This is a genomic window from Chitinimonas naiadis, assembly GCF_054780835.1.
Genome location: NZ_BAAGVO010000002.1, coordinates 19,306 through 39,403, shown reverse-complemented (window position 1 = coordinate 39,403; position 20,098 = coordinate 19,306). Strand labels below are relative to the sequence as shown.

General features: G+C 55.4%; 15 protein-coding genes. 7 read left to right on the top strand and 8 right to left on the bottom strand.

Annotated elements, in window-relative coordinates; translation table 11 throughout:
* Positions 1–111 precede the first annotated feature (111 nt).
* Positions 112–507, bottom strand: coding sequence for a GFA family protein (locus ACYVHK_RS02460; protein ID WP_460527238.1), 396 nt, complete (start codon positions 505–507; stop codon positions 112–114).
* Positions 508–776: 269 nt separating this feature from the next.
* Here ACYVHK_RS02460 and ACYVHK_RS02455 point away from each other — a divergent pair, with 269 nt between their 5' ends.
* Positions 777–1,241, top strand: coding sequence for a VOC family protein (locus ACYVHK_RS02455; protein ID WP_460527236.1), 465 nt, complete (start codon positions 777–779; stop codon positions 1,239–1,241).
* A gap of 125 nt (positions 1,242–1,366) precedes the next feature.
* Positions 1,367–1,831, top strand: a complete 465-nt coding sequence (locus tag ACYVHK_RS02450) for a hypothetical protein (RefSeq protein ID WP_460527234.1) — start codon at positions 1,367–1,369, stop codon at positions 1,829–1,831.
* A gap of 70 nt (positions 1,832–1,901) precedes the next feature.
* On the opposite strand, the gene ACYVHK_RS02445 is transcribed toward ACYVHK_RS02450, so the two are convergent.
* The 3 genes from ACYVHK_RS02445 to ACYVHK_RS02435 all read right to left on the bottom strand — a co-directional run bounded on the left by ACYVHK_RS02445 (position 1,902) and on the right by ACYVHK_RS02435 (position 5,137).
* Positions 1,902–2,222 (bottom strand): hypothetical protein, encoded by a 321-nt coding sequence (locus ACYVHK_RS02445; RefSeq protein WP_460527233.1) that lies wholly within the window; start codon positions 2,220–2,222, stop codon positions 1,902–1,904.
* 385 nt (positions 2,223–2,607) lie between these two features.
* On the bottom strand, positions 2,608–4,299 hold the full coding sequence (locus ACYVHK_RS02440) for a hypothetical protein (protein WP_460527231.1): 1,692 nt from the start codon (positions 4,297–4,299) through the stop codon (positions 2,608–2,610).
* Positions 4,300–4,450: 151 nt separating this feature from the next.
* Positions 4,451–5,137, bottom strand: coding sequence for an HhH-GPD family protein (locus tag ACYVHK_RS02435; protein ID WP_460527229.1), 687 nt, complete (start codon positions 5,135–5,137; stop codon positions 4,451–4,453).
* Between the two features lie 88 nt (positions 5,138–5,225).
* On the opposite strand from ACYVHK_RS02435, the gene ACYVHK_RS02430 reads away from it, so the two are divergent.
* The 3 genes from ACYVHK_RS02430 to ACYVHK_RS02420 are packed head-to-tail and all read left to right on the top strand — an operon-like array spanning position 5,226 to position 9,800.
* Entirely contained in the window at positions 5,226–6,542 is a 1,317-nt protein-coding gene (locus ACYVHK_RS02430) for a DNA cytosine methyltransferase (RefSeq protein ID WP_460527227.1), read from the top strand.
* A gap of 59 nt (positions 6,543–6,601) precedes the next feature.
* The gene (locus ACYVHK_RS02425; RefSeq protein ID WP_460527225.1) at positions 6,602–8,581 is read left to right on the top strand and encodes an ATP-binding protein; all 1,980 of its coding nucleotides are present in this window, start codon (positions 6,602–6,604) and stop codon (positions 8,579–8,581) included.
* A gap of 1 nt (position 8,582) precedes the next feature.
* On the top strand, positions 8,583–9,800 hold the full coding sequence (locus ACYVHK_RS02420; RefSeq protein WP_460527223.1) for a PP_RS20740 family protein: 1,218 nt from the start codon (positions 8,583–8,585) through the stop codon (positions 9,798–9,800).
* Positions 9,801–9,908: 108 nt separating this feature from the next.
* Here the strand turns inward: ACYVHK_RS02420 and ACYVHK_RS02415 are convergent, their stop codons facing one another.
* Positions 9,909–11,066: a ribonucleotide-diphosphate reductase subunit beta gene (locus ACYVHK_RS02415; protein ID WP_460527221.1), complete on the bottom strand. Its 1,158-nt coding sequence runs from the start codon at positions 11,064–11,066 to the stop codon at positions 9,909–9,911.
* Positions 11,067–11,313: 247 nt separating this feature from the next.
* A complete protein-coding gene (locus ACYVHK_RS02410; protein ID WP_460527219.1) occupies positions 11,314–14,232 on the bottom strand; it encodes a ribonucleoside-diphosphate reductase subunit alpha in 2,919 nt (972 codons plus the stop codon).
* Positions 14,233–14,784: 552 nt separating this feature from the next.
* Between ACYVHK_RS02410 and ACYVHK_RS02405 the strand changes: the two genes are divergently transcribed.
* Positions 14,785–15,192, top strand: coding sequence for a hypothetical protein (locus ACYVHK_RS02405; RefSeq protein WP_460527217.1), 408 nt, complete (start codon positions 14,785–14,787; stop codon positions 15,190–15,192).
* Between the two features lie 126 nt (positions 15,193–15,318).
* Here the strand turns inward: ACYVHK_RS02405 and ACYVHK_RS02400 are convergent, their stop codons facing one another.
* Positions 15,319–18,426, bottom strand: a complete 3,108-nt coding sequence (locus tag ACYVHK_RS02400) for a S8 family peptidase (protein WP_460527216.1) — start codon at positions 18,424–18,426, stop codon at positions 15,319–15,321.
* 34 nt (positions 18,427–18,460) lie between these two features.
* Positions 18,461–19,153: an NF038120 family PEP-CTERM protein gene (locus tag ACYVHK_RS02395; RefSeq protein WP_460527215.1), complete on the bottom strand. Its 693-nt coding sequence runs from the start codon at positions 19,151–19,153 to the stop codon at positions 18,461–18,463.
* Between the two features lie 529 nt (positions 19,154–19,682).
* On the opposite strand from ACYVHK_RS02395, the gene gspG reads away from it, so the two are divergent.
* Positions 19,683–20,093, top strand: a complete 411-nt coding sequence (gene gspG, locus ACYVHK_RS02390) for a type II secretion system major pseudopilin GspG (protein ID WP_460527214.1) — start codon at positions 19,683–19,685, stop codon at positions 20,091–20,093.
* Positions 20,094–20,098 lie beyond the last annotated feature (5 nt).

The following is a 20,098-nucleotide window of genomic DNA, read 5'->3' as shown; positions in this document are numbered from 1 at the left end:
ACTCAGTCAACATTTCTCAAGACGCTAATTAGCTGCCTCTTTTGCTTCTGCGCATGCCGCCAGAACGACCACTCGACGCAAAATACAAGACCGGCCGCCAGCACGTGAGCCTCACGGGTAATGTTCCGCCTCGGCCGGCACCACCACCCACTCATGCTTCCGTTCCTCGTAAACCGACACACCCGGCGCCGGAAAGCCAGGATCGGCAAACGCGCCGACCGGGATGATCAGAAACTCCGCCATTCCTAGCGGTTCGTAATAGACCGTGGTGCCACAGGTGGGGCAGAAGTGGAACCTGGCACCCGGGCCCTCGTCCCCTACGCGAATGTATTGGGTGGAGGTCCCGGCGGTGGTGACGTCCTTGCGGTAGTAGCGCGCTTGTTCGGCAAAGGGGCCGCCGGTGCGGCGCTGGCAGGCCAGGCAATGGCAGATGGAGATGCGCACCGGGTCGCCGGTGACTTGGGCGGTGAGTTGGCCGCAGCTACAGGCGGCAAGGCGGTTGGTCATGTGGATTCCGCTCCTGGCGCCGGGTGTTGGATATAGCCGGGCCGCCGTTGTGCAGTGATGACGCCCAAAGCGTAGGCGCGTCGGGTTTGCCTTGCAATCACCCTGCACGTTGCAGTCAGAACAACTGCTCGATGCAAAATTCAAACCCAGACCCCAGCACGTGCGAACCCGCGTGCCAGCTGGCAAGTCCCCTACCCCGTTGCTATGCTGGCTTCGCGATCAGCGCACACCGGGGCGCTGCAGACCGTCACCCGGCAAGGAGTAGGGCAATGGCAGTACGACCCCTTATGGCAATGTGCCTGGCTGCGCTGGTCATGACCAGCCCGGGCCAGGCTGCGCCCGTTGAAACCGCCGGCCGCGTCACCGGTGTAGGCGGTATCTTCTTCAAGGCCAAGGACCCGAAGGCGTTGGCGGCGTGGTACCGCGATGTCATGGGGATTACGCTGGAAAAATGGGGCGGCGCCGCACTGCGCTACGATGCACCCAACCACCCGCCCGCGCTGATCTGGGGCACCTTTCCGGCCAGCACCACCTACTTCGCCCCGTCCACTGCAGAGTTCATGATCAACTATGCCGTTGACGACATGGACGCCTTTATCGCGCGGTTGCGTGCCAAGGATGTCACCATCCTCAAGCGCGACGATAGTGACGGGAATGGGCGCTTTGCCTGGATACTTGACCCGGAAGGCAACAAGATCGAGTTGTGGGAGCCGAAGCGGACTGCGCCACCGTGATGGTGGAGAGGTGGGTACCGCACCTTCAAGAGAAGGCCTTGGTTAACCGCCTCCTCTGCCCTCACTGCGAACGCGATCTCTTGGTGCAAAATACAAGGCCCGACCCCGATACGCCCCGGTAGCCAATGCACAAAGCGATCAGCATCGATCCGAAAAACGGCCACGTGATCTTTGGCTCGCTTGAGATCACTCCAGAGACCACCGTCTCAGACCTCGGCACTGATTTCTCTGTTAGCGAGGAACGGCTGGTTTCTGTGTACGGGAAGGACGTTCCTTGCCGGTTCGCCAATGCAAGCGGGCAGACAGAAGGCCTGGCTTACGAGCTTGGCTTGCGGTTTGAACACTCAGTCCTAGTCAGCCTCAGCATTGGCCTGACTGATCCGTCCCTGCGCATAGAGACGGAAGCGGACTTCTATAACGCGCTCGAGCCGACAAGACGTCATCACGAGCGCTGGCTGAAAAAGCAACTGGGCGATGTTTCAGCAAGTTATGCGAAGCTTGAATGGGGGGTGGTGGGCGTTGCGCAGGACAAGAGCGACAACATCTACATCTACCTGCACAACTGCAACAACACGTGGGCATCGCGTTAAACCCATTCATATCGCCAGGGAATGCTCAACAAGCCAGCCCAGCCAGCCTCATCAGCAACAACGGCCATTTCTACTCGGCCACACTAAAGACGATGGGGTAGATTGCTCTTACTGTTCGCCCAGTGGCCTTGCACTGCAGCATCCCCGCCGCCAGTAACGCGACCTGGCCCAGCTCCTCATCCGCTGCATCCAGCACCTTTACCTGGTTCACAAATCCCGCCGCCGAAACAACCAGTTCCAGCCTCATCTTCGCGCCTTTGAAAGGCTCCTTGCGCTTGTTGACGGCTCGCACGAACTCCGCCGCCAGCGCCTTCCCAACCTCGTTCGTATTAGAACATAGCCCCTTGATACTTGTTTCTGCAGGCAGTGCAGGTACCGGCGCTTCAGCCACGGAGGGTGCATCCACCTCCGCGGCAGCAGCCCATGCACAAAGCAGGAAGATAAGACTCAAACATCCAAGGCTTCTCGAAACACCATTTCGCATCATTACCCTCGCAACAAGCATCAATCAAAAGACCAATAGAGAAACAGGATCAAATCAACGCATCAATAAACAGGCCTTGTATGTTCACCGTACCCGCAGGTCATAGCAAACCACTCAACGCCGCTTGTACTTATTGGACTGCGGGCATAGTGTTCCGCCAGCTGCTGTCACTCAAAGCCTGCATAGCCACCACGCCTGGCCCGCCTCGATGCCCGCGGCACCGGCATTCGTAGGAGGAACTTGATGGGTGGGACGTTTTATATTTCCGATGCCGGACCTGAGATAAATAGACTCAGCGAGGTCGCTGCACCGGATTAACTATCAGGGCACAACCGGGTAAGGGTAGCGCAATCGACTCAAGGGTAAGCTCAGCTTGGGTGCGACTGATATCCGCTTTAATCGCATCTGCGAGTTCTGTGGGAGAAGCATTCGGGAGAGCAAGTCGATGCTTAAGGAAGTGCCCCCAGTCGGACCAGGTGGCTTCTGAACTAGCATTGATGGTTTCCGGCATGAATGCCGAATACCGGGCCAAATTTATGAGTACGATTCGGTCTACTCCAGCCGTCTTAATACCCGCCCGCTTGGTAAGCTCTCCCACACCAAATCGTGCAAGCCACGCATGCACATCGACTACCCACTCATTGCACTGCTTCAGAAAATTCCTCCCATTGCTACGTCGAACTGTCTCATCGCCCATGGCCGGTTGCTGCCATTTCAACTGAAAGAGAGCCAATTGCTTTGTGATGCTGTCATATGCCAAAAAATCAACATCGGTTGCGACCGTTCCATCGGCATTTTTTAGTTTCCTTCCGTTTGAACAGGACCAGCGTGAACCTGGGAAAAGTTGCACCAACTCGGCAACCCACCGCTCTTCACGACGATTAGCCACGGTAAACCAGTCATCTTTATGCCTTACTCTTAACTCCCTTAAGAGAAAAGAAAAAGGGTTGATATCCATGCCAAATGATGGAAGGACACATGCAATCTGGCTAGTTCGAATTACTGGCGCCCATGCTGGCGTTCCGATATCAAAATGATGCACGAAATTATGCTTCGAGAGTATAAGGTGCTGTAGCAAGTACTCAATCTCATGAGATTCGGCATCCAGAAAGGACGTCACACCTTCTATAAGATCCTCCAGGCTCACTACCTGGCTCAACAGAGATCTAATACTTACGTCCGGCCGCCGCGAGTATGCTAACCGTGCGTAGCAGATACGCATTTGGCAGAGAGTAGAAATTGCTGTCAGTACATCAACATAACGGCCATAAGAGCAACAACCAATGACATCATTCAGCCCTAGTAGGTCTTGGTAGGGCATCCGTTTGAGGTAAAGCTGCGCCCACTCACGGAAATAACCATCCAAGCCATCGAAAATCTCCCCGAATTCGCCACCAAATCTGTCGAATTGCCGTTCAAGACTAGGCATGAGCTCGAGATGCATCTGCTCCAACTCTGCTTCCAGGCCCTGGTCGCGCTTCATCGTTTCCGCACTAAGCCACTCCATTCCCGTAAGTCCAATAGCCTCCCAGTAGGTAGAACTATCCTGTGCATCAAGGACAAGAATGCGATTCTCAGCATCACTCCTGGGATCGATATATCCACTAAGTAACCCTTGTGACAGTAGGATCCGCTGACGCTTTGCCATCGCGAGGACGCCTGCATCAAACAAAAATCCATCTACCTGATCGTGAACCTTTGTGCTGGCTACAAACCGTTCAGGAGAGTGTCTCGCCAAAGATTTAGGCAAAACCCGGCGCAATGCCTCATTCACACCGGCTTGCATAATCAAGCGTTCTGCAGATGTCCGCTCCGAGGCATTTCTTAACTCTGGAATAAACTCTTCGAAGAGCACGCAGTCAAGTGCTCTGACCGTTTCAATAGTTAGCGCCTCAGATTCTTTCTCATACCCCTGCATCATGGCTTGTTGTGCAACTATCGATTCGTCCAAGCACTCGAGCAAATCACTAGAATTAAATTTCATATCAATATTCAATCTCTAATATTTTATACAATTTTAAAGGACCTTTTACTCTTGAAGTATTTTAGCCTTACCTCCTACTTTTTAATTCAGAATTACCACCCTAATTATGCAAACAATCCGATAACCACCTTACGCTCACAGATATCTTGTGCTACGAAATTTCCGATCTACGATACCTGCAAGAACTGCTAATCGGACATTCATGACACTTAGGCTTGCTCGGACGACATATCAATGCCGCCAAATCAAGCATCGCCCAATTCAAAATAACGGCATCACCAGAAACCAAGACTGCATAGGCAGTGTCATGAAGTAGCTCATCATCCCGTATGTCTACTCGAACCTGAGGAAGGCCAAAATAACGACGTAGCAACCTGGCCATACTCGCGTCCATCAAAGGCTCTCGCTGCCTATGAACAAACAGAAGTACAGCATTGGCAACGTATTGTCCTACAGCAGGCAACGATTCCAGCTTGGCTCGCTCACCTGGCCACGTGTAAGCCATCGCGACCAAAGAGCGCGCAAGGCCTCTCAGCGATACCCCCCTCCTCCGCCACAAGCCCAGAGGCCGCAGCACTACAGCGAGTTCATCCTCACTTGCTTCAGCGATCTCCCGCCACCCTGGGTAGCTGTGTAGAAAATTCGGCAGGAATCGGGCCACGGTCTCAGCTCGCGTTCTCTGTAGTAAAACTTCTACAACGACCTTTTCGTAGAGCCCAGCATCACTTTGTCGCCATGGGAACTCACGTCCACAGAGCTCAAACCAAGCCAGCAAACGAGTTTGGAACCGACGCACTCGCGCATGAGAGGGTCTCCCTTCAAATCGGCGTATGCTCATCGCTGATACCTCTTCGGCTCGCCCTGGTAATGTGAGAAAATTTTGCCCAAAATTCGTCACACTGAGCTAGTGCAAGGACCGCATAAGAATGACAACAGCAAAGCCCCTACGTTTCATCGACGTGTTCGCGGGCTGTGGAGGACTTTCTCTAGGCCTACTCGAGGCCGGATGTGAGGGCATCTTTGCCGTAGAAAAAAGCCCCCTCGCATTCGAGACGCTGCGATTTAACCTAGTCGACGGGGAGCGACATAAGTTCCAATGGCCAGCTTGGCTACCCAAGCAAGCGATGACTTGCGAGCAACTGCTAGAAAAATTCCCGGAACACGTTGCCTCTCTCCGAGGAAGCGTAGATCTTATCGTCGGAGGGCCACCTTGCCAGGGCTTCTCAACTGCGGGTCGACGTGATCCAGCAGACCCTCGAAACAAAATGACAGAGCAGTACTTGTCATTAGTAGGTCTAGTCCAGCCTCGCTTCTTGGTCATAGAAAATGTAGCGGGCTTCAATATGCGCTTCGAAAGCAATGCTTCACTAGATGAACTAATAGTAAACTCGAAGAAGATTTCATACGCCCAGTACGTTACAGGTCGATTGATAAAGCTTGGATATACCGTTTGGCAAGGTTTGGTCAATTGCGCAGATTTTGGTGTACCACAAACCAGACAGCGGCATATCATCATCTGCGAACAAGAAAGACAAGGGGAAGACTCAGTTGACCTCTTGAGTTACCTGAGAAATAGCAGCACAGAATTTAGACTATCAAAAGGCCTTCCTGCGGACAGGCAGATCACCACGCGCGAGGCCATTTCTGACCTAGAAACAAAGGGGCGAGAATATTGTCAAAGTGATGACTCTGACGCTAAAGGTTTTTTTGAAGCAACCTATTCAAAAAATGCCTCCCTCTCAAGTTATCAAAAAATAATGAGGGGGGATTTCTCTTCGAAACCTAACAGCCTACGACTCGCTCGCCATAAGCCGGAAACTGTAGCATATTTCGAAAATATACAAAGAATTTGCCGCCCAGGGAAATGTTTATCCCAAGCAGAACGACAACTCGTCGGCACAAAAAAACACACCATTACCGTACTCGACCCACAAGGTCCCGCACCTACAATTACAACGCTTCCGGATGACATATTGCACTATGACGAGCCACGAATTTTAACAGCTCGCGAAAACGCCAGGCTCCAATCTTTTCCAGACTGGTTTTCATTCCAAGGAAAGTACACCACCGGCGGGAAGCAACGAAAATTAGAATGTCCTAGATATACACAAATTGGCAACGCTGTACCGCCTTTAGTTGGGGAAGCGATTGGCAGGATGCTGAGGAATATCTGGTCACAAGCCGTTCTTAATCCTCGAGATAGGAAAAATTCTTCTTGGCACCAGAAAATTCAGAATACATAAAAACGAATGCCTATCAAAAGTCATTCGAGGATTAATATTAATTCAAAGAGGAGCCCCTTATGAGCGAAGCACCTTTAGTCCAAGGAAAAAAAGAAGCTCAAGAAATAGAATCTCGGAAATTTGTTGCGGACATACTTATAAAATTAAAAAAAGGAGAAACCTCCGAGACAGAGCTATCGACTGATGAAAAAGTTCTAGCAAGAGTAACAGATGGTATATACAGGCAACCGTCTTCTGCTGTTCGCGAATTAATATCCAATGCATATGATGCTGACGCCACGAATGTAACCATAGAAACCGACGCACCAAGATTTGAAAATATAACCATTAGAGATGATGGTAACGGAATGTCCGTCGAGGCCATAACTAATCTAATTCATCATATCGGCGGAAGCGCCAAAAGAGACTCGACCAGACCTAACTTGGGCATCACTGACACATCAGACCCATCACTCAGCCCCAAAAAGAAACGGAAATTAATTGGAAAGATAGGCATTGGACTTTTCAGTGTCGCTCAACTTACCAGAGAATTCTCCATTATCACCAAAACAGTCGGCTGCGATTATTATATAGCAGCACACATCACTCTGAATAATTATTCAGAAGAACAGCTAGCGGAGCATGAGAAGAGAGGGCAAAGCTTCAAAACTGGCTCGGTAAAAATTAGTACTATCCCAACTGAAAACCTTGATGCCCATGGCACAGATATAATATTAAAAAATATCAAAAAAAGTGCACGCGACCAGCTAAAAAGCGTAGGTACTTGGCTTCAAGAATCAAACAACAGCAGTTCCGGCGACGAAGGTTACGCAAGTGCTCCCGTTGAAACCCCTGAATTCCATATTGGCTGCACCTTTCGGAACAATGATCATTTAATTGAAAAGCAGCCGTCACTGCCGTGGCAACACTCGGACGAACCTGATGAAAAGTTCAAAAAACTACATCAGGCAATGCTCAATCTGGCAGCTATTACCGTCAGCCCAAAGCTAGAGCTAGATTTAGATAACTATCTAAATATGCTTTGGACTCTTGGCCTCTCCGTTCCTGTCCGCTATCTTGATGAACATCCATTTTCATTATCTGGACAAGACTTCCCCCAAATTTACAGAATAAGCAACGCTCCCAAGGGAAAGGCTGAAGCTCTTTCGTTACCAGTCGACTCAACCATAAAAGAGCTATTATCCTTAAAGACAAATACCACACCGTCAGACTTTAATGTAGTCATAGACGGCGTGCAAATATTTCGCCCTATTAGTTTTAACAATCTCCCATCCACCAGCGCCGCAGTTAAAAAGCCAATACTATTCATTGGCGGCGCAAAGCCCGATACCAGCCGTATTGACTCGACCGTATCCGGCGGCAGCTTAGAATTTGAAGCATATATACTATGGTGCCCTAAAGTTATCCCCAAGGAACACAATGGCGTAATTTTAAGAATACATAACTCAACCGGGGTTTTATTTGACCCCACCTTCATGAAATATCAAATAGCTGAGCACGTTATTAAAGGCCAACTTACAATTGAGATTTTTGTAAGTAGCGGACTAGATTCAGCATTAAACATTGACAGAGAATCCTTTAATATAGCCCACCCTCACTATCAAATAATAATGCGGTGGCTACACGAGGCGATTCGACAAGTTGTAGCGAAATACAAAGAAATAAAGCGGGAAAAGCTGCACATCAAAAAATCCGAGCGCGGTCATAGTTTTCTTCAAACACTTAACGCCGAAGTTGAGGAAATCGCCCGAGGTCAAGGCAAGGATCCCGACGAAATTAGGGACATCATTATTAATGACAAGAGCCCTGGCGAATCCAATAATTCTGCCACCGAAGTTGGCTCATATAAAATATCAAAACTAGAGCTTGACGACTGGATCGGAAAAGCCAAAACAGAATTTTCTACAGTATTAGAAGAGCGCGCCAAGGCCATCATTAAAGTACTGGATTCATTTGACTTAGTAGACAGTCTACCTCAAAACAGACAAAAGGAATTATTTCGCGCAATCGTTAAAATCTTGAGCGTGGAGGGCCAATAAAATGGCAAATCTTTTTGGCGAATTTCCTGTCTCTGAAGAAGATTTCGGGACCACCACAAATGATGGCAATCAGAAGAAAGAGAAAACATTCCTGCCTTGGCACAAACCAAGAAAGCAATGGGTTCGTGAAAAGCAATGGTGGGCCCAGATCCGTGAGCACATAATAGAACCTGCTCAAGAAGCAGCTGACACAGGAGCAATAAAATACCTTGGCTTACCCGGCGAAGATTTATTGGATGTTAGATTCTTTCAAAAACAATTAAACCCAATTTCCAAAGAATTACACTTTCTAGGATTCCTCAACAGCCAAGAAGCCTGGGGACGAGCGCAGGACCAGCTAAGTCAGCTTCTAGACAGTCAAGGAATAAGTAAGAAGTCCAAGATAGAAATGCACGACTTCGACCAAATGGAACACGATAATCCACTGATTCTGTCTAAAGTCAGAAAAGATGGGCCATTTGACATTATTAACTTAGACTTTTGCGACAATCTAATATCGCCCGCTCTACAAAAGAGAAGGCTTACTGCACTTCGTAACATGCTAAGCTACCAACTACAGTTAAAGCCAAAATGGTTGCTATTCGTAACAACGCGCTCCTCGAAGGCAACTTCCTGTGAGCTGGCATTTGAAGAATTACTGAATTGCGTAAAAAGCAATCTCGGCAATCACGAATTTTTTGAGAAATTTAAAGCAGAATTCTCCGGCATAACTCTTAATCAAGGAAATGACTCTTCAGAAAATCCACCAACTCTTAAAAATGAAGAACATATTCTTATATATGTAATTGGACTCTTAAAGTGGATATTCTCCTTTGCAGTGAATGAAAAATCCACAGCAAAACTAACGAGCGTAGTTCGCTACAGCATTGATGGAGAGGAGTCCGACAACGATATGATCTCGATGTGCATATATTTCAAAAGAGAACTCACTCCCCCGAGAGACAAGTTTAATCTTACGAGGCCATCCAATGGCACAGCATTGCCTACGGAACCAACCCTCGCAGCAAGGGCCCTCGAAAAGATTGCGCACATGAAAAGCGTTGACTCGATTTTAGAGGAGGATCAGAGCACCTATACCGCAATGACAAGATCAAAGATAGGGCTGTTAAAAGATGCGGGAAGAGATGTGACCACATATGTCGACGAAATGTGCTCAGGAGATCTTTTATCCATGGGAATAGATAAGGAAATTTTTTCCGCGACGGTGCTGCCCAATTAGGTTAAATGAGACATACACCACGACGTCCTTTAGTCTCTTAGACTATTTTGCTGAATCTCACCTACGAAAAAGCCGCCCTTCCAGGCGGCTTTTTTCACATCATAGCAATCAATCCCAGCTCAAAGCCCCACCGCTCTGATACTCAATCACGCGGGTCTCGAAGAAGTTCTTTTCCTTCTTCAGGTCGATCATCTCGCTCATCCACGGGAAGGGGTTGGTCGCCCCCGGGAACATGGGTTCCAGGCCGATCTGCTGCATGCGGCGGTTACAGATGAAGCGCAGGTAATCCTTGAACATGGAGGCGTTCAGGCCCAGCACGCCGCGTGGCATGGTGTCTTCGGCGTAGGCGTATTCCAGGTCCACGGCTTTCTGGAACAGGCCGGTCAGGTCGGCCTTGAAGGCTTCGGTCCAGAGTTGCGGGTTTTCCAGCTTGATGGTGTTGATCAGGTCGATGCCGAAGTTACAGTGCATCGATTCATCGCGCAGGATGTACTGGTACTGCTCGGCGGCGCCGGTCATCTTGTTCTGGCGGCCCAGGGCGAGGATCTGCACGAAGCCCACATAGAAGAACATGCCTTCCATGATGCAGGCGAAGACGATCAGCGACTTCAGGAGTTGCTGGTCGGCTTCGAGCGTGCCGGTCTTGAAGTTGGGGTTGGTCAGCGCGTCGATAAACGGGATCAGGAAGTTGTCCTTGTCGCGGATGGACTTCACTTCGTGATAGGCATTGAAGATTTCGGCTTCGTCCAGGCCCAGGCTTTCCACGATGTACTGGTAGGCGTGGGTGTGGATGGCTTCTTCAAAGGCCTGGCGCAGCAGGAACTGGCGGCATTCCGGGGCGGTGATGTGGCGGTAGGTGCCCAGCACGATGTTGTTGGCGGCCAGGCTGTCGGCCGTGACAAAGAAGCCCAGGTTGCGCTTGACCAGGCGGCGTTCGTCTTCGCTCAGGCCATTGGGGTTCTTCCACAGCTCGATATCGCGCTGCATGTTGATTTCCTGCGGCATCCAGTGGTTGGCGCAGGTGGCCAGGTATTTCTCCCAGGCCCATTTGTATTTGAAGGGGACCAACTGGTTGACGTCGGTACCACCGTTGATGATGCGCTTGTCCACGGCGCTGACGCGGCCGGCGGTGTGCGCCTGCACGCTGGCGGTGTTGTAGTCGGCGACGGCCGGTGCGGATTCGAACGAGTACTGCGGCTGGGCCGGGGCTTGGGGAGCGGCGGGCTTGGCGGCAGGTTGTGCGGGGGTTTCATCCCAAGACAGCATATTCTTAATTCCTTTCAAATCAGCCGGTTGGACAGTTTGAAGCGCTTGTTCGTTCAACGTTGCTTGTTCAACTAATCAGGAGAGACAAACCGCGCTCGGCTGATTGGGTGCTTGCCTGTGCCTGCGGGTTCGCGGTGGCACAGCGGGTGTTGCGGTATGACTATTGGGCGGCGGCCCAGGGCACGAAGGGGACGGCAGTGGCCCTCCCCTTCGGCTTTCAACAACAACCGTCAGGTTGCTACCAGATTTACTGGCAGGCCTCGCATTCGGCAAAGCCTGGATCACCTGGACGCATCATGCAGACCGCGCCTTCGGCTTCCGGCATCACCGGGGCTGCGGCAACCGCAGCGGCCGGGGCAGCAGCGGCCATCTGGCCACCACCGACCGGTACCGAGTTCAGTTCACCACCACGGCCGGTCGACTTCTCGGCGCTCGATGCCGACAGGGTACGGAGGTAGTAGGTGGTCTTGAGGCCACGGACCCAGGCGAGCTTGTACAGGTCGTCCATCTTCTTGCCCGATGCGCCGGCCATGTAGATGTTCAGGCTCTGGGCCTGGTCGATCCACTTCTGGCGACGCGAGGCACATTCGACCAGCCATTGGGCTTCGACTTCAAACGCGGTGGCGTAGATGTCCTTCAGGTCTTGCGGCACGCGGTCGATGCGATGCAGCGAGCCATCGAAGTACTTGATGTCGCCGATCATGACGTCGTCCCACAGGCCGCGTTCCTTCAGATCGTGCACCAGGTGCTCGTTGATCACCGTGAACTCGCCCGACAGGTTGGACTTCACGAAGATGTTCTGGAAGTTCGGCTCGATCGAGGCGGATACGCCGACGATGTTGGCGATGGTCGCGGTCGGGGCGATGGCCAGGCAGTTGGAGTTACGCATGCCGTAGGTGGCGATGCGCTGGCGCAGTTCGCTCCAGTCGAGCTGGGCGGAACGGTCCATTTCCAGGTAGCCGCCGCGGGCTTCGGCCAGGAGGTCGATGCTGTCCTGCGGCAGGATGCCACGGCTCCAGAGGCTGCCGGCGTAGCTGGGGTACTTGCCGCGTTCTTCGGCCAGTTCGGTCGAGGCGTAGTAGGCGTGGTAGGCCACGACTTCCATGGAACGATCGGCGAACTCGATGGCGGCGTCCGATGCGTACGGGGTACGCAGCATGTGCAGGCAATCCTGGAAGCCCATGATGCCCATGCCGACCGGACGGTGACGCAGGTTGGAGTTGCGGGCCTTCTTGACCGGGTAGAAGTTGATGTCCACCACGTTGTCCAGCATGCGCATGGCGGTCTTGACCGTACGCTTGATCTTGTCGCCATCGAGCGAGAACTGGCCGTCGGCACCCTTGATCATGTGGTTCACCAAGTTGACGGAGCCGAGGTTACAGACGGCGATCTCGTTGTCGTTGGTGTTGAGGGTGATCTCGGTACACAGGTTGGACGAGTGCACCACGCCGACGTGCTGCTGCGGGCTGCGGATGTTGCAAGGGTCCTTGAAGGTGAACCAGGGGTGGCCGGTTTCGAACAGCATGGTGAGCATCTTGCGCCACAGCTGCAGGGCCGGGATCTTCTTGTGCACGCGCATTTCGCCGCGCTCGGCCTTGGCTTCGTAGCGGGTATAGGCTTCGGCGAATGCCTTGCCATACAGGTCGTGCAGGTCGGGGACTTCGGACGGGCTGAACAGGGTCCAGTCGGCGCCTTCCATCACGCGTTGCATGAACAGGTCGGGGATCCAGTTGGCGGTGTTCATGTCGTGGGTACGACGACGATCATCACCGGTGTTCTTGCGCAGCTCGAGGAATTCCTCGATGTCGGCGTGCCAGGTTTCCAGGTAGGCGCAGACGGCGCCCTTGCGCTTGCCACCCTGGTTGACGGCGACGGCGGTGTCGTTGACGACCTTGAGGAAGGGAACGATACCTTGCGACTTGCCGTTGGTGCCCTTGATATGGGAGCCGAGGGCACGGACGGGGGTCCAGTCGTTACCCAGGCCGCCGGCGAACTTGGACAGCAGGGCGTTTTCCTTCAGGCCTTCGTAGATGCCGTCGAGGTCATCGGCGATGGTGGTGAGGTAGCAGCTGGAGAGCTGGCTGCGCAGGGTGCCGGAGTTGAACAGCGTGGGGGTCGACGACATGAAGTCGAAGGTCGACAGCACGTTGTAGAACTCGATGGCGCGGGCTTCACGGTCGATCTCGCGCAGGGCCAGGCCCATGGCGACGCGCATGAAGAAGGCCTGCGGCAGTTCGATGCGATGGCCGTGGATGTGCAGGAAGTAGCGGTCGAACAGGGTCTGCAGGCCGAGGTAGTCGAACTGGTAGTCGCGTTCGAACTTCATGGCGGCGCCGAGACGGGCCATGTCGAACTGGGCGAGTTCCGGGTCCAGCAGTTCGGCTTCGATACCTTGCTTGATGAACTTGGGGAAATATTCGGCGTAGCGGGTCGCCATTTCCTCGTGCATGACTTCTTCTTCCAGGACTTCGCGGCGCAGGCTGTGCATCAGCAGGCGGGCGGTAACCTTGGAATAGGCGGGTTCTTTTTCGATCAGCTGGCGGGAGGAGAGGATGGCGGACTTGCGCACTTCCTCGGCCGGGACACCGTCGTACAGGTTCTTGAGGGTTTCGGTGACGATGTGTTCGGCATCGGTCACGGATTCGAAACCGGAGCAGGCCGATTGCACCAGGGCACGCAGTCTGGCGACGTCCAGCGGCTTCATCACGCCTTCGTCGTTGATGTTGATGCTGGAGGCCGGGGCGTGTTCGGTTTCGCCCTTGGAGACGCGCTCCTGATGGCGACGCTCGCGGTACAGCACGTAGGAACGGGCTACGTCATGTTCGCCCGAGCGCATCAGGGCGAGTTCGACCTGGTCCTGGATGTCTTCGATATGGATGGCGCCGCCTTCGGGCTTGCGACGCATCAGGGCGTTCACCACCAGGTCGGTCACCTTCTGCACGGCTTCACGCACCGATGCCGACTGCGCTGCTGCGCCGCCATGCACGGCCAGGAAGGCCTTGGTCACGGCGACCGAGATTTTCATCGGCTCGAACGGTACAACCGCGCCATTACGGCGGATGGTCTTGTACTCGGCAACAGGCTGCGCGCTACCGGACGCCACGCTGTCATTCCCTTGCGGATAGGGGGCGCGTGTGGTGCCGGCGGTTTCGGTGGTGGTGTACATGTCAGGACTTCCCCTTTTGCTGTTGGTTTGCCAGCGCGCGAACCACTGGATAGCGGTGCACGCGCCTTGGGTATTTGAGCTCGTCCAGGTGGTCGAAGGTGGCGTCACTCTAACGCCGCCCCACAGCCAAACCCCTGAACACACACGGAAAATTAGCGTCCCGGCAGGCCCGGAACGACGTGTGTATAAATCTGTGCAGAAAATGTGGAAAACACAATATCTAGTGTTTTTGTACTGCTCTGACCACTAAGTCTAGTAGCGAGACCACGCGCTTGCAACTGGTGTTTTCACTCGCCGCGTCAGTGCTGGCTCTTGTAAATGTCAAGCCCCCAAACAACGCGTCCGGACGGCCTGGAAGCGTCGATTCGAGCGCCTGCTTGGTGATGCAACATCGCAACAGGGCCTGTGGATAACCTTGGGTAAGGACCCTAAGCGCGGGCATATTAGAGATCGCTTAATACAGGCCGATGACGCGGTTTTTTCGACCCGAAATTTGCCCCTGCCGGGGTGATGGACGATGATGATTTTTCATCATCTGAAGGGACACGTTCCATGATGCGGTATCCCCTACCCCTGCTGCTCCTGGCCACTTGCCTGGGTTGTGCCTTGCCGGCAGTCGGCGCCGAGCCCAAAGACAGTACCCAGGAAGCGCTGACGACCTTGCGCCAGACCATCGGCAAGGCCAGTTGCCAGACCGACAGCCAGTGCCGCACCGTGGCGGCCGGTGCCAAGTCCTGCGGTGGCCCGGCTTTCTATCTGCCCTGGTCCACCCAGGATGGCGATGAGCAGAAGATCCTTGCGCAGGCGCAGCAGTACAGCCAGTTGCGTGCGGCGCAGGCCAAGCGGGTGGGCGAGATGTCGACCTGCCAGTTGGTCAGCGACCCTGGTGCGGTCTGCCAGGCCAATGTCTGCGTGCTGCGTCCCCGTTCGGACGCGATGGGCGGCAAGGACCCGACCTAGGCGTCGGTATCTCGCTCGTCGCTCTCTCGCGATGCAGTACCCATATATGTAGAAAGGCCGCGAACCCGAAGGTTCGCGGCCTTTTGTCTTACCAGGCGGCTACTTGCGTGGCCGCCGGGCTATCGATCAGATACGCGGATCGACTGAACCATTGCGGCTGGTCGCGCTGCTGAGTGGCAGCGGATCGTTGGTTTCCACCAGCAGGACGGTGCTGCCCTGGGCAACGTTCTCGGCCACGTAACGCACGGCACCGAGGTAACGCTTGCCTGCGGCCAGACCCTTCCAGCTCATGGCGGCCGATGCGGTACCACCGACATAGGCCTTGGCCGGCAGCAGGACCTTGAAGTCACCGCCGGTATCGCCGTTGTTCACCACGTAGGACGACAGGGTGTAGCCGGTGCTGCCACCTTGCGGTGCGTAGCCAACCACGCAGGCCTTGTAGGTACCGGCCGGCAGGTTGAGCAATTGCACCGATTCATCCGAGGTGCTGGAACCGCTGCTACCTACGACGGCACCTGCGCTGTTGACGACGATGAGGTCGAGGTCGTCAGCGGCGCCATGGGTGGTTTCGGCGTTGTACAGATCCACGCGAGTCACCAGGTTGCCGGCAGGTACGACCAGTTGGTGCGCCTTGACGCCACCGGTCGGATCACCAGCGACGCAGGAGGCAACGCCACCATCGGCATCGTTCGACTTGTTGACCACGCCGTCGAAGGTGACTGCTTCCTTCAGGCCGCCCTTGAGTGCGGTGAGGGCACCGTTGAAGCCAGTACCGACGGTGACGACCTTGCTACCGGACGCTGCTTCGCTGTTCAGCTGGGCAGTGGCGGACAACAGGGAGGCACGAGCGGTGATGGGGCTACGGACGGTGTGCGTGCCATCGCTCCAGACCAGCGAACCGTACTGCCAGACCGATTGGGTGGCGGTGGTACGCGACAGCAGGACGCTGAAGCTCTTCTTCTCGCCCGGGTTGAGGGTGAGGGTGGAAGGCGTGACGGTGGCGGCAAAGCCGGGGATGGAAGCCGTGGCCGTGTAGGTCGCTGGCGTGGCGCCCACGTTGGTGACCGAACGGGTGATCGTGAGCTGGCCGAGTACGTTGGCAGCGGTGATCGACGGCAGGTTGAGGTTGTAAGGCTGGATGGTGCCGTAGATGGAGCAGGTTGCTGGCGACAGCACGTTGATGCCACACATGTAGCGGACATAGTCCAGTGCGTTGGCGTCGTACACCAGGCCAGGATCGGCAGCGGCATTGGGGTTCACATGACCGGCACCCTGGGCCCATGGCAGACGGCCATTGGCGAGGCCAGGCTGGCCGTCATTGAAGGTGCCATAGCCGGTGGTCATCAAGGCGGACTTGATGGCAGCCGGGGACCAGGTCGGGTGTTGCTGGCGCAGCAGCGCGGCGAGGCCGGCCACGTGCGGGCTGGACATCGAGGTGCCTTGCAGGAAGTCCCAGGCGGCAGGCGGCACGACCGAACCGTTGTCCACGGCATCGTGCTGGGCCTGGTCAAGGTTGGGGATGTAGCCGGCGAGGATGTCGACGCCAGGCGCTGTCAGGTCCGGCTTCAGGGTGTTGAGGTCACCCTTGTTCGGGCCGCGCGAGGAGAAGTCTGCCATGACCGGCGCGGTGATCACGCCGGACTTGAGCACACCCTTGCTGATGGTGGCGGTACCACCACCGAGCGCGACGTAGGCCTTGATGGCAGCACCGGTCACGTTGTCCACATGCAGGGTCGGGATGGTGTGCAGGTCGGCATTGAGGGTCTGAGCGGCCGTCGTGTTGGTCTGGATCATACCCACGCCGCCAGCGGCCTTGACCGCAGCGCTCTTGTCGACGCGTGCGACGGTACCGCGATCACACACCACGACCTTGCCGGCGACCTTGATCGGGTCCAGCACGCCAGTGTTCCAGCACTCGCGCACTTGCTGTGCGACGGCACCGGCGACACCGACGTTCTGGGCCAGCACCACGTCGGTCGCGCCGAGCGGGTTCTGGTTGAGGCTCACACCGGTATAGGTGCTGCCATTGCCCAGGGTGCTGGTGCCTTCGTAGTAGCGATCATGCGTCGAGGCGGCAACGGTGGTGAGCCACGGGCTGATGTGGGCGACCTGGTTGGCCGGGCCGCTGTTGCCGGCCGAGGCTGCCACGAACACACCTGCGTTGGCTGCGCCGAAGAAGGCTTGCTCGACCGGATCGGTCACGCTGGTCTGGCTGCCGCTGATGGAGAAGTTGATGACGTCCACGCCATCCGCCACGGCCTTGTCGATGGCCTTGACGCTATCGCCATTGAAGCAGGAGTTCTTGGGCAGCGCAGGGTTGGCCGGGTCCTGATAGCTCCAGCAAACTTTGTACACCGCAACGCGGGCACGCGGTGCGATACCGGAGGCGGAACCGAGCGCAACGCCGCCGACATTGGTGGCTACGTTGAAGTTACCGCCCGAGGTGCTGGCGGTGTGGGTACCGTGGCCGCCGTTGTCGCGGGGCGAGTTGTAGTCGCTCCAGTGCGGGGTGTAGAGGCCTTGTGCGATCAGGCTGTCGTAAGTGTCGCGGAATACCTGCGCACCGATCAGCTTGTTGTTACAGGACGGGAAGCTGGCGCTGGTCTGGCAGGTACCGGACCAACCGGCAGGGGCCGCACCGTAGACCTGCTGGGCAGCAGGGTCGAAGCTCGGGTTGCCTTGGGCATCGAGACGATCGGCGAAGGCGGGGTTCTCCGGCCAGACGCCACTATCGACCACGCCGATGACCACACCCTCGCCCGACAGCGACGGGCCGCCCAGTTGCGCCCACAGGCCGGTACCCGGCTTGTCGAGGCCCAGGAACTTGGGGGTGTAGTTGGTGAGCAGTTCGCGCGGTTCGTCCGGGCTGATGGACGATACGCCGGCGTTTTTCTTCAGGGCGCGGACTTCGGCATCGGTCAGCAGGACCGAGAAGCCGTTGAAGACGAGCTTGAAGTCGTAGATCACCGGGGCATTGCCCACGGTGGCCAGGACGCTGCGTTGCTTGCTGTCGAGGTAGCCGATGTAGGCCTGGACGTCGGCGCTCTGGACATTGAGGCGCTGGCCGGAGGCAGGCTGGGTGGCATTGAGGCCGTTGACGCCACCGGTGTAGGAGGCGACGGGCTTATCGGCAAGCTGGACGATATAGGGGCGCCGAGCATCCTGGGCGGCTGCGGTAGCAGCCAGCCCGGAAACAAGCGCGATGGCGGCCCATTGTGCGGGTCTGCTGATCATGATTGGTTTTCCATTGAGGAGTGAAGGGGCAAGATCAGAACTGCTGCTTGCGCCGGTAGAACGCAGCCAGGGCCAAGAGGCTCAGGCCCAGCAACATCCAGCTAGCGGGTTCCGGCACCACGCTCACGTTATCGAGCGCGAACTGGGCCTGGTTCTGACCATCGGCTACGCACTGGCCGTTTGCGTTGGTCAGGCAGGCAAGGAAGGTGACGTCCCGGAACCAGGCGTCCGGTGCATCGAACAGGAAGCTGCTGAAGTGCCAGTAGCCGTCGGCCTCCTGACCGGGCAGCTCGAAGCTGGTCCAGTACTCGTTGTTCGACATGTCGTGGCCAAAAACCACGATGCGGGCAACCGAGAACGGCAGGTTGAGGATGACCGGGGCGACAAAGCTGGCATCGAAGCTCAGCAGGCGGAAGCCGGTACCGGCCGCGAAACTGATCTTGAGACCACCGTCGTTGAGGCCAAGGAAGTACTGGCTACTGTTGCCGATCGGGCAATCGAGCACGACACAGCTATCGGCGTTGGAAACGACGGCGCCGTTAAGCCCGCCGGCAATACCACCAATCGGGGGGACGACATCGAGGTTATATCCGGCCTCGGTAAAACTCTCGCCACTGCCGTAAATATTGGGCGCGGCTGGGTCAAAGGTTATCTGGCCTGCCAATACTGCCGGCAAAGCCATAGTGGCGGCTAAAGCCAACAAGGCTTTCTTGATGAAGTTATTCATGACGCTCCTTGGATTCTGAGAGGGCTGACCTTGAATCACTTGCAAGGCAAAAGGACGCACGCGGGGTGCGGTTAGCACCCCGATACCTGCCTGCAAGAAACGCTTGGATTTCCAAGGAACCTCTGGACAAGACTTCACCCTGGCCCGCGCCATAAGGTATTGATATACATAGAACTACCCATCTCGCCGGATGGTTAAAGAAGACTTGTTCAGAGGTTCCCTGGACCGATGAACAGCGCTGGGAATCCTACTCCTGAGCGGGCATCAATCTGCAACTGCGATAGACAACTTTTACTTTCAGTACCAATAAAACAACAACCAGAAAAACCCCCGAACAACGCAGTTAGTGACAAATCCCAATAAATTCAAGCAGCAGATTAATAGTATTAAATTAGATTATTAACTTTCCCTTATTTTAAATAGAATGAGTCCCTAATAAACAAGGGGAATCGCTTACACTTCCGCTGCCTCGACCCCTTTCGGCCACCAGCAATATAGGCATTTAATTAATTAGGAATTACCGATTCCCATGAAACTGGCTCGCTACGCTGGCTTTACCCTGCTTGAACTCCTGGTCGTCGTTGCCATCATCGGTTTGCTCGCCGCCTACGTGGGGCCGCGCTATTTCTCACAGATCGGCAAGTCGGAACAGACTGTCGCCCGCGCACAGGTGGAGGCGTTCTCGAAAGCGCTGGATGCGTACCGGGTGGATGTTGGCAGCTACCCCGCCACCGAGCAGGGCCTAGGCGCGCTGGTGACTCGCCCCGCCGAACTGAGCAAGTGGAATGGCCCCTACATGCCCAAGACGATTCCGCTCGACCCCTGGGGCCACGCCTATCTGTACCGCGCGCTCTCGCCGACCGAGTACGACTTGCTGTCCTACGGCAAGGATGGTACGCCCGGCGGCAGCGGCGACGACGCCGACATTGCCAGCCGCTGAGCCAT

Excerpts from the sequence above, each read along its gene's own strand:
- ACYVHK_RS02435 (WP_460527229.1), bottom strand. The coding sequence starts at position 5,137 with ATGAGCATACGCCGATTTGAAGGGAGACCCTCTCATGCGCGAGTGCGT.
- gspG (WP_460527214.1), top strand. The coding sequence starts at position 19,683 with ATGAAACTGGCTCGCTACGCTGGCTTTACCCTGCTTGAACTCCTGGTC.
- ACYVHK_RS02440 (WP_460527231.1), bottom strand. The coding sequence starts at position 4,299 with ATGAAATTTAATTCTAGTGATTTGCTCGAGTGCTTGGACGAATCGATA.
- ACYVHK_RS02460 (WP_460527238.1), bottom strand. The coding sequence starts at position 507 with ATGACCAACCGCCTTGCCGCCTGTAGCTGCGGCCAACTCACCGCCCAA.
- ACYVHK_RS02420 (WP_460527223.1), top strand. The coding sequence starts at position 8,583 with ATGGCAAATCTTTTTGGCGAATTTCCTGTCTCTGAAGAAGATTTCGGG.
- ACYVHK_RS02415 (WP_460527221.1), bottom strand. The coding sequence starts at position 11,066 with ATGCTGTCTTGGGATGAAACCCCCGCACAACCTGCCGCCAAGCCCGCC.
- ACYVHK_RS02410 (WP_460527219.1), bottom strand. The coding sequence starts at position 14,232 with ATGTACACCACCACCGAAACCGCCGGCACCACACGCGCCCCCTATCCG.
- ACYVHK_RS02405 (WP_460527217.1), top strand. The coding sequence starts at position 14,785 with ATGATGCGGTATCCCCTACCCCTGCTGCTCCTGGCCACTTGCCTGGGT.
- ACYVHK_RS02450 (WP_460527234.1), top strand. The coding sequence starts at position 1,367 with ATGCACAAAGCGATCAGCATCGATCCGAAAAACGGCCACGTGATCTTT.
- ACYVHK_RS02425 (WP_460527225.1), top strand. The coding sequence starts at position 6,602 with ATGAGCGAAGCACCTTTAGTCCAAGGAAAAAAAGAAGCTCAAGAAATA.
- ACYVHK_RS02395 (WP_460527215.1), bottom strand. The coding sequence starts at position 19,153 with ATGAATAACTTCATCAAGAAAGCCTTGTTGGCTTTAGCCGCCACTATG.
- ACYVHK_RS02455 (WP_460527236.1), top strand. The coding sequence starts at position 777 with ATGGCAGTACGACCCCTTATGGCAATGTGCCTGGCTGCGCTGGTCATG.
- ACYVHK_RS02400 (WP_460527216.1), bottom strand. The coding sequence starts at position 18,426 with ATGATCAGCAGACCCGCACAATGGGCCGCCATCGCGCTTGTTTCCGGG.
- ACYVHK_RS02430 (WP_460527227.1), top strand. The coding sequence starts at position 5,226 with ATGACAACAGCAAAGCCCCTACGTTTCATCGACGTGTTCGCGGGCTGT.